This is a genomic window from Porphyromonas levii DSM 23370 (assembly GCF_000379925.1).
Taxonomy (GTDB): domain Bacteria; phylum Bacteroidota; class Bacteroidia; order Bacteroidales; family Porphyromonadaceae; genus Porphyromonas_A; species Porphyromonas_A levii.
On the sequence record NZ_KB904297.1, the window covers coordinates 1 to 10,142 of the forward strand.

Consider the following 10,142-nt stretch of genomic DNA (forward strand, 5'->3'; position numbering starts at 1 on the left):
ATACCCGCCCCGTTCCCAGTGGAGCAATTTCATCGTAGTCCTCGACCTATTGATAAACACAAACACATCCCCCTCTAAAGGATTGCGACCATCTCTAAGAATGATCCCCCCCAAACCTCCAAACCCTTTCCTCAAGTCAACGCCACTAATAAATAGAAAAAAGCAATTGCTTTCATTTAGATTAAACATAAATCGTAGTCATCTAATAACTGAACAACTTCCAACCGCAAAGATGACTACAATAATAAACCGACACAATACGCCCGTTTTGGGAGAGTTACTACATAGTTATTGGTTATTGTTATACAGCTACTACTATTCCATATTCCATGGCAGGGTATAATACTCCCCAAAAAACTAGACAACTCAAAAAGTGCTAGATTTGAGAGTTGAGATGGAACTAATTGTCATTTGCGGAATCTAGGTACAGAAAAATAAATTTATTCCTAGAGATAAATTTGCCTACTTTGGCGGTTCATGTTGCTGGATAGCGCTAGGCAATATTTGCTGTAGCGCTACTTGGGGCGTTACTTGTGGTGGCTTGGGCTGAAGTTAGGCGAGATGGTGATGAAGAGCTCAAAGTTGCGCCCTGGCATGGGATAGCTCATGACGGTCTGATAGTCGGCATTAAATAAGTTCTTCACCGCTAGTTTGAGCCCTAGGTCTAGAGCTCGTGTAGAGAATAGTTTCTCTATCGAGACATCGTGCATGTGGTAGGGGGCAACTGTATATAGCTTACTTGGGCTATTGCTTGTAGAGGTGAAGCGCTCGCTGTAGTAGGCGTACTTGTAGGTGAAGCGCCATGAGGTGTAAGTGCCTGTCGCAATCAGCGATGCTGAGTGGCGAGGGATATAGACGAGCTGTTTGCCGATGGACCTATCGTTGTTGAATATGGATGGTCCCTGATTAATCGAAGGGGTCCAAGAGTAGTTGACCTGTAGGTCTATCTGTGCCTTGGGACTAATGCGATAAGCTCCCTGCAGAGCACTTTCTATACCATAGGCGTGTACGTTGTTGTAATTAATAGGTGTCCAAATAGCACTACTACCTCCTGCAGGAAGCCACACAATCCAATCGTGTACTCTGGAGTCGAACCAATTTAGAGAGCCAGAGACTTTCCAGTCCTTCTTCCCTATGGCATAGGTGAGCCCGATATCGTAAGTAAGTCCTTTCTCGGGGCGAAGGTTGGGATTGCCCCCAGGGATATAGAAGAGGTCATTGAGGGTTGGTTCGTGATAATTACGGCTTACCGAAGCTACCAGCGCTAGGTTGGCAGGCTTGTAGATGAGGTAATCCACGAAGAGCGCAGGGATAAGTGGTGTGGAGCGATTGCCATACACCTCGAATCTAAGTGCAGGAGAGATGCCGAGACGGTCGGTAGGGGTATACTTGGCAGATAGGTAGAGGCTCGCCTCTACTCGCTTGTGTAGGAGTCCTTTGGATAGGTCGGGGTCGCCCGTAGCATGTACCTTGCCTGCCGTGCGTGCCTGCTGTAGCGCTATCTTGGCTGAGCCATTAAGCATGAGCTTAGGGCTTGCAAACCACTGGGCTTTGCTCTCGGCAAAGGTATTGTGCAATAGGCTACGAGTCTGGTAAAAGTAGGAGACTGGTCCGTCTATCACTGCCCTGGAGCCATTATCGTAAGAGATATAAGAGGTACTATGCCCTAGTCGGTTCTCCAGTGACCATTGCGCTCCGATATAGTTATGGGTCAATACGCCACGTAGGCTCTGTTCTCTATTCTCATTGACCCTAAGGGCGGGATTGCCATAGTCTACCGACAATAGTGGTAGTTGCCTATAGCTACTTGTGCCCCATAGGGAAAGCCCTATCCGGTGGGCGGGATTAGGCTGGTAGGCTAGCTCTTGAAGTAGGTGGAAATCTCGGAAGGCACCATTGCTATTCCGCTCGCGAGGGTGGTACGAACTCAGGATATTCCCCTCTTCGTCCTTGATATCAGCCCACTTATCTTTATTGGTGTAGATGAAGTCGTTGCGGCTAGAGGCGGCTACGAGACGGGTGCTGCTCTGCCACTGCTCGCCACTGTACGTGTAGCGCAGGTACTCATCGAAGGTTTTGTAGGAGCCAATGCCCTGTGTGTAGGTGAGTAGATGCCCGTGAGGTAGCTTAGAGAGGTCGGTATTAAGCACCACGGCACCACCTAGTCCGCCACCCCCTTGGCTGATAGAGCTAGAGCCGTGCAGGAGTGCGGCATTATCGACAAAGTAGCTCGGTATAAGGCTGAAGTCGGTAAATCCAAGCGTAGGTGAATTGAGTGCCACCCCATTCCAGTCTACGCGGGTATGGCTGGCAGCTGTACCACGAAAGGAGACGGTGCTGAGTGCCCCACGCCCTTGTTCTTTTACGAATATACCGCTTCCGTAGGTGAGGACGTCTCCCAGAGAGAGCGCAATATTATCGTGGAGTACGAGTGGCGCTATCTTGCTCTGCATCACACCTATTTGGCTGAGCGGTCTTCGGCTGACTACCTCTAGCTCCGAGAGGTTGTACTGCTGTTGTATCAATAAAGTATCACGCTCCTCTGCACTTGTGGGAAGTGCGAGGAACGCGATACACAAAATGGCTAGCAAGAGCCTCATAGGGATTAGTTATCTCTTGAAGTAAAATACATAGTCGATAGGCAGAAGTCCTACCTCGAACTTATCTATCTGTTTTCCTTCACAGCAGAATCTGTATACCGTACCACCTTGCTGGTAGTCCTTGGCATCACCGATGTAGAGTTCGCCATTTGGCGCAACTGCTAGTGAGTAGGTGTTGCAATTTTCAGGCATAGCTATGAATGGGGTAGTTGGTATCTCCTTGTCTGTAATACTCATCTTGTAGATGTGTGGAGCATTGAAGTAGTAGAAGGCATCTCGTGTGAGGTTCATCACGAGGTCTGATGTGGCAGCATACTTGAGATATGGTAGTTTCTGGATTTCTCCACCTACCTGAGCTGCTGCGTAGTTGTTCTTGGTATCGATAGTCCAGATACAAGGGTTCGTACCCTTCCATGATTGTCCCTCACATAGTACCCATACCTTGCCATTCTGATCCATCCCCATGCTCTTAGGCTGTAGTCCAACCTCAATCTCTTTTACGACTTTGTCCTGAGTGGTATCGATAAGGAGCACCTTGCTATTATTGCTCCAGCAGCTTACGAGTACATGTGTATTATCAGCCTTTAGCCAACGCTCAGTGCTGAGGTCATACTTCTTTGCCTCCTTATTGCCAGATTGGTAGGTGGTAATCTTGCCTATAGTGTTCATGCTCTTGGGGTTAATCACGGTGATATCACCCGAACCTAAGTGAGAGACATACGCTTTTTCGGCACTCACAAAGTAGATATACCGAGGACTCTCTATATCCATCTGTCCTGTGCGCTTATGGGTCATAGGATCTAGTCGGTAGATAACGTTGGAGTTGCCAACGACTACATACAGGCTGTTACCAAATAGAGAAGCACTCTGTGCTACATCACCCAACTTGGTGCCATTGGTATTCAAGAAGATCTCGTGTCTCTGAGTCTTGGTGGAGGGTAGGTAGAGATCTAGAGATGCGTTACCTTTGCCAAAATTTCCCGAATTCACTACGAAAACATTGAGCTTCTCTGTCTCGGCTGGTTTTGTTTTGGGTTGGTCACTCTCGGATACACAGCTTGTCGCCAGTGCCATAAGCATCAGAGACAATGCTCCGATGCGTAGCGATAGATTATCGAAATACTTTTTCATTTCCTTTCTTTTCTTTTGTCGTTGTTCTAAACTTTATCACTCGCTTGGGGCGCAACACCTACAAAGAGAAAGAAAGACAGCTACGACTGCCTTGGAAGGACGGCACCTCCACACCCGGAAGGCGTCATCGGCTCTCTGTGCAAGCGCATTGCACCAAATTGAAGGGGAGGTCTCCCGGCTTAGCTCTTCTCTACTATTGCCTTCCCAAGCACCTTTTCGGCTCAGTGGCTTATAATAGCACGATACCCTAATCTATAGGAGAAGCATCACGGTAGCGGGTACTGCTTTGGACTTGTGCACCAAATTCCCTTACCCCATCTCTTGTATTGGCAAAGGTAATATATTTTCTGGAACTTCCCAATTTACTTTAAGATTATTGAACGAATGTGTATTTGCGCAATGCAAATTCCCCTCCTACAGAGCTTTAGAAAGGCCTCTATAGGAGGGGAATTGGTGCCTGAAGTGAGGCGATTACCAGTGGCGATTACTTCTCTTCGCCGATAAATGCTTCTACTACATTGACAGCGTAGTCGCCTAGTCGCTCGTATTCGTCGATGATATCGAGGTAGTAGACTGAGTCTTGGTATGGATAAGCATTGGCCTGCAGATCCTTTAGGTTCTCTGTAACTAGGAACTTATACTTGATGTTGAGCGCTTTCTCTAGGTCTTGAGAGATAAGTAGCATGTCCTGAGCATTATCTTCATTGTCCTCTAGTACGCCTTTCATGTGATTGAGGATATTCTCGAGCATCTCATGAAGTACGGCTAGGTGTGCGGCAATGATTGGGTTCTCCTTGATGCCATCATCGAGCTTACGTCGGAGGATGCGGGCTATCTCGAAGCAGGAGTCTCCGATGCTCTCTATCTCGCTAGCTATACGGAGGTACTTCTGAACCTTGTGGCGCGACTCTCCACTCAGGTCTCCTCGGGATAGCTCTGTCAGATACTGCACGATTTCTATCTCCACTCGGTCGCAGATGCGCTCATACTTATCGATGCGGGTAAAGACGAGTTCAAACTGATCTCGCTCTTGGATATTGCTCAGCTCGCGAACCATTCGGAGCATGCCTAGTCCCTTATCGGCGAAGGAGACAATCTCCTTATTCACCTGAAGCAAGGATAGCTCACTTGTGGAGAGCATACGTGTAGAAAGGTACTGTAGGTGGGAATACTCCTTTTTCTCGGCAGCCTTCTTGGAAGGGTGGATAACCTTATTGCATATCTTTACGATGACTGGCACAAACCATATCATCACTAGAGTATTGGAGATGTTGAACAACGTGTGGAAGAGCGACAAGCCTATACTGATGGCACCTGCAGAGTTGCGTATGGTGGCTTGCATACGACTCAGCTCGGGGTCGAAAATAGGGTCTTTGCCCGTTATCATGGCTACGTCGCCAGGCTGGAACCGAGCATTGAGGTCGGCAATCATAGGGAATAGGTTGCGAGGGTCATAGCCATCTATTCTCTCTACGATACCTGAAACGAGGTTGATAGCTGGGAAGAAAAGGAAGAGTACCCATACCACACCGAAGACATTGAATAGGGTGTGTGAGAGTGCGGCACGCTTAGCATTGTAATTGGCACTAAGGGCAGCGAGGTTGGCGGTAATAGTAGTACCGATATTCTCTCCTAAGATCATCGCTGCGCCCATCTCGAAGGGGATCCATCCTTGGCTACACATCACGAGGGTGATAGCGACTGTGGCGCTTGAGCTCTGCACTATGAAGGTGAGGATAGTACCGATAAGAAGGAAGATGAGTACCGATCCGAAGCCTAGGTTGGTATAGGTCTGGAGAAATGAGAGCGCCTCGGGGTTGTTCTGAAGGTCAGGCATAGATTCCTTGAGGAACTGAAGCCCCAGGAATAGGAGCGAGAAGCCGAGCATGAAGTCGCCCCACGAGTTCATCCTAGCTTTCTTGGAGAAGATAAATGGTATCGCTACGGCAATGAGGGGAATGGCAAAGGCACTGACGTTTACCTTGAAACCTAAGAGTGAGATAATCCAAGCAGTAGCGGTGGTACCTATATTGGCTCCCATAATGACGCTGACCCCTTGGGCTAGCGTAAGTAGGCTGGCATTGACAAAGCTCACGGTCATGAGCGTGGTCGCTGAGGATGATTGTATCAGTGCGGTGATAAGAATACCCGTAAATACACCGAATACACGATTGGAGGTCATTGCAGAGAGAATACTCTTCATGCGGTCGCCAGCCACCTTTTGTAGCCCTTCGCTCATTATCTTCATTCCGTAGAGGAAGATGCCGAGCGAGCCAATCAGGTGGATAAAGTCAAGAATACCGTAATCCATTTCTTACTATTGTTTCCCTAAACATAATTACTCCGCAAATTTAGCTAAATCGTAATGGAGTAGCAAAGGAAAAGTCTTAAATATGTTCATAAAATAGGGTCTGACAAGGCAAATGCCCTATCAGACCCTCTTGTAATAGCGCTATTACGGTTTACTTCCTATTGATTGCGGCGATGCCTGGAAGTACTTTGCCCTCAATGGCTTCGAGGAGGGCACCCCCGCCTGTAGATACGTAGCTCATCTGATCGGCAAGACCAAACTTATTGACTGCCGCTACAGAGTCACCACCACCTACGAGAGAGTAGGCGCCCTTAGCGGTAGTCTCGGCAATTACCTTAGCCATAGCCTCTGAGCCCTTGGCAAAAGTATCGAACTCAAATACACCGAATGGACCATTCCAGAGGAGGGTCTTGGAGTCGCGAATAACGGCAGCGAACTTCTCCTGTGTCTTAGGACCGATGTCCAGACCTTCCCAACCATCAGGGATGTTGTTGCTATCTGCAATCTGGGTATTGGCGTCGTTGGAGAATTCGTCTCCAATTACAGAGTCTACGCCAAGTACTAGGTTTACACCCTTCTCCTTAGCCTTACGCTCTATCTCTAGCGCGAGGTCGAGCTTGTCGTCCTCACAAATAGAGTTGCCAATCTTACCCCCACGAGCCTTCATAAAGGTATACACCATGCCTCCGGTGAGGATTAGGTTGTCTACCTTATTCATTAGATTCTCGATAATCTCGATCTTACTGGAGACTTTGCTACCACCCATGATAGCGGTGAATGGGCGCTCTACCTTGTCCATCACGCGCTCTACTGCAGCTACTTCCTTACCCATAAGGAAGCCGAACATCTTGTGGTCGGCATCAAAATGGTCTGCGATAAGCGCTGTAGATGCATGTGCACGGTGTGCAGTACCAAAGGCGTCATTGACATAAACGTCTGCCATATTGGCTAGGCGCTCAGTGAATGCAGGCTGCCCTGCCTTGCCATTGCCCTTACCCTCCTCTTCGGCGTGGAAACGGAGGTTCTCTAGGAGTAGCACCTCGCCATCCTTTAGCTCGTTGGCCATCTGGAGTGCTTCGTCGCTCACGCAATCGTCGGCAAACTTAACGGGCGTACCCAATAGCTCCTCTAGGTGTGGACGGATGTAGTCGAGAGAGAACTGCTTATCTACCCCCTTGGGTCTACCCATGTGGCTGCCGATGATAAGGCGACCGCCGTCCTTCTGAATCTTCTGAAGTGTTGGCAGTGCCGCACGCATGCGGGTATCGTCGGTAATCTTCTTATTCTCATCCATGGGCACATTGAAGTCCACGCGTACAAAGACGCGCTTGCCCTTAAAGTCAAAATTCTCGATATTAGCCATCGTAATTGAATCTTATATTGTTTGAAGTATTTATTCTACCTAATCACCACGCAAATATACTTATTATTTTAGTGATAATGCGAATAGTGACCAACGTATAGGATGATACTTACGTTGGTCACTATTCACATTCTATTATTCTCTTGCTGCTCTTGTGCTTAGAGTAGGAATATAATCATAAGCTGTGCTGCGAGTACCCTCAGGAACATCGTAAGCGGATATACCGTAGCATAGCTTACGGCAGAAGCCTCGTTGTCCGATAGGCTATTGGCATAGGCTAGGGCAGGAGGGTCTGTAGTAGCACCTGCCATCATTCCTACTATCTGTAGGTAGTTGAGCTTTAGGATAAATCGACCTATGAAACCTACTACCAGTAGAGGAATCATCGTAATCAAGAGACCATACCCTACCCAAGCCAAACCGCCCTGGTTCACTATCGTATCGATAAATCCGTTACCTGCGTTGATGCCGACACAGGCGAGGAAGATACTGATACCCATTTCACGAAGGATAAGGTTGGCACTCGTGGTGGTATAAGATACGAGGTGTACTTTGTATCCGAAGCGTGCTATGAAGATGGCGACAATAAGTGGACCGCCTGCCAAACCTAGTTTCACAGGCTGAGGAATGCCAGGGAACATAATAGGGATAGATCCAAACATGATACCGAGTACAATACCCAAGAAGATGGTAAAGAGATTGGGCTCATCGAGACGCTTCACGGAATTACCAAAAATAGGGATGACATTCTCTATGGCAGCGTCGCTACCCACTACATTGAGGCGGTCGCCGTACTGGAGGATGAAGTTGGGCGATGCCACAATTTCCACACCAGCTCTGTAGATACGCGTTACATTTACCGCATAGAGTGCCCTCAGGTTGAGGCTCTTCAGGCTCTTACCATTGACCTCTTTCCTAGTGACTACCACCTTTCTTGCAATGTACTTGGAGTCCTCAGGAATCCAGCGCTTACGATCTATGTGTAGCTCTCTACCCACGGTCATGACTAGCGCCTCGATATTGGGCTGCTCCGTGATAACAAATATCCTATCTCCTTCCTCTAGTACCGTGCTCGTCACTGCTATCTGAATCTCATCGGTAGCCTTTTTCCATATCCTAGAAACCACGAAGTGGCGCCCGCGGAGTAGCTCTGTGAGTGATTCTACATTGCATCCGAATAAGGATGGGTTTTGGACTTCTAGCGAAAGAGGAATCGCTGAGAGCTCTTCTTCGGCACGTTCAGCCTGTAGCTGGTGCTCCTCTTTGCTGATGTTTACTCTCGCGATAGCTCTGATCAGCACCATGGAGAGGATGATGCCTACTACGCCAAGAGGGTAGGCAACTGCGTAGCCCATACCGATAGAGGGGTCTGAGTTGCCTGTGATATCATTGAATGCTTGCTGTGCAGCTCCAAGACCAGGGGTATTCGTGATAGCGCCACTCATGATGCCTACCATCGTCTGTACGGGTACGCCAGAGAGGAAGTAGATGACTACAGTCACTACCACGGCAAGTAATACATTGAGGGTGGCTAGGAGGTTGAGGGTTCGACCTCCCTTCATAAAATTGCTGAAGAAGCTAGGCCCTACCTGCAAACCGATGGCAAAGACAAATAGGATAAGTCCGAACTCTTGGAAGAAGTGGAGTATCCCAGCGTCCACCTTCATCCCGAGCTCTCCATAAAGTATACCGGCGAAGAGAATAAAGGTAGCACCGAGTGAGATTCCGAAGATTTTCACTCGCCCAAGTATTAACCCCGTCATAATTGTAAGCGCCATTACCAAAAGAGAGTGTGCTACGCCACCTCCAAAGAAAAGCTGCTGCAACCAAACCATAGATCGTTGATGAAATTATTTGTTTTTGATGACATTTAGCACAAAGGTACCCAATATCTAGAATATGCCCTAAGGTTGTCCTTGAAAGCAAGATAGGGTGTCGTGTCATTATTTATGTAAAGGATATGGATAGAATATCGTATATTTGCAAAACTGGTGATTTTACAGTATTATTATTTAGGAGGAAGCCGAAAATCCAATAATAGAGTAGGTAAGAGATATGATGAAGAAAATGATGTTGGCTTTCGTAGCCACTATGACGATGTTTGCATTTACAGCATGTACCGCTACTCCAGAGGGCGCAGTGGACAAGGTGGTAAAGGCATCTATGAAGGTAGAGAAGATCGCTGAGGAGAAGGGGGATCAGGCAGACTTCGATAAGGCTGTTGACGAGTATAAGAAAGCGGTCGAGGGATTGAAGAAGTTCGATGAGAAGGAATATACCGTAGAGCAAATGGAGGAAATCGCAAAGAGTGGTCTTAGGGTAGCTAAGGCAGGTGTACAGCAAGCCCTTCCATTCTAAACTCTTCGGTGGACACCCTCGGGGAGGAGGCAATTGGTGCGGTTATCGATAGCTATTACGGCTAGCGATAACCGCACTATCCATAGCACGCATTGTGGCTCGCGCCCTAGATTCCGCAAAGTATGCGTTAGCCCCTGATTATTAGTAGGTGGCGCTATTGATAATTAAAGCCCTGTATTCAAGGAGAATACAGGGCTTATGTCCAGATTTTTTTGTATCTTTATGTTCGTATAGATATTACAAAAAATTATAGAGGACTTGTTATGGCAAAGGTACAATTTATTAGCACAAATCGCAAGACTGCAATCGGGGGAGCTCAATTTTTCATCTCATATTGGGAGAAAATAGGCATGTCGGGACTGATTAACAAGCAGTTAGG

At 47.7% G+C, this 10,142-nt stretch carries 7 protein-coding genes and 1 riboswitch; of the genes, 1 reads left to right on the forward strand and 6 read right to left on the reverse strand.

The window, feature by feature from the left end; all coding sequences use genetic code 11:
• From tnpB to A3GG_RS0109940, 6 genes are all read right to left on the reverse strand, one after another.
• Nucleotides 1-189 (reverse strand): IS66 family insertion sequence element accessory protein TnpB (tnpB, locus tag A3GG_RS14045; RefSeq protein WP_018359141.1); only part of this gene is annotated, 189 nt, incomplete at its 3' end.
• 338 nt (nucleotides 190-527) lie between these two features.
• Complete coding sequence (locus A3GG_RS0109920; protein ID WP_018359142.1) at nucleotides 528-2,600, reverse strand: TonB-dependent receptor; 2,073 nt, start codon at nucleotides 2,598-2,600, stop codon at nucleotides 528-530.
• 9 nt (nucleotides 2,601-2,609) lie between these two features.
• Nucleotides 2,610-3,731 (reverse strand): YncE family protein, encoded by a 1,122-nt coding sequence (locus A3GG_RS12315; protein ID WP_018359143.1) that lies wholly within the window; start codon nucleotides 3,729-3,731, stop codon nucleotides 2,610-2,612.
• 147 nt (nucleotides 3,732-3,878) lie between these two features.
• Nucleotides 3,879-4,064: riboswitch (cobalamin riboswitch) on the reverse strand.
• A 151-nt stretch (nucleotides 4,065-4,215) separates the two neighbouring features.
• Nucleotides 4,216-6,042: a Na/Pi cotransporter family protein gene (locus A3GG_RS0109930; protein ID WP_018359144.1), complete on the reverse strand. Its 1,827-nt coding sequence runs from the start codon at nucleotides 6,040-6,042 to the stop codon at nucleotides 4,216-4,218.
• 151 nt (nucleotides 6,043-6,193) lie between these two features.
• On the reverse strand, nucleotides 6,194-7,405 hold the full coding sequence (locus A3GG_RS0109935) for a phosphoglycerate kinase (protein WP_018359145.1): 1,212 nt from the start codon (nucleotides 7,403-7,405) through the stop codon (nucleotides 6,194-6,196).
• Between the two features lie 158 nt (nucleotides 7,406-7,563).
• A complete protein-coding gene (locus A3GG_RS0109940; RefSeq protein WP_018359146.1) occupies nucleotides 7,564-9,240 on the reverse strand; it encodes a putative transporter in 1,677 nt (558 codons plus the stop codon).
• 220 nt (nucleotides 9,241-9,460) lie between these two features.
• Between A3GG_RS0109940 and A3GG_RS0109945 the strand changes: the two genes are divergently transcribed.
• The gene (locus tag A3GG_RS0109945) at nucleotides 9,461-9,763 is read left to right on the forward strand and encodes a hypothetical protein (protein WP_033408805.1); all 303 of its coding nucleotides are present in this window, start codon (nucleotides 9,461-9,463) and stop codon (nucleotides 9,761-9,763) included.
• Nucleotides 9,764-10,142: the final 379 nt, after the last annotated feature.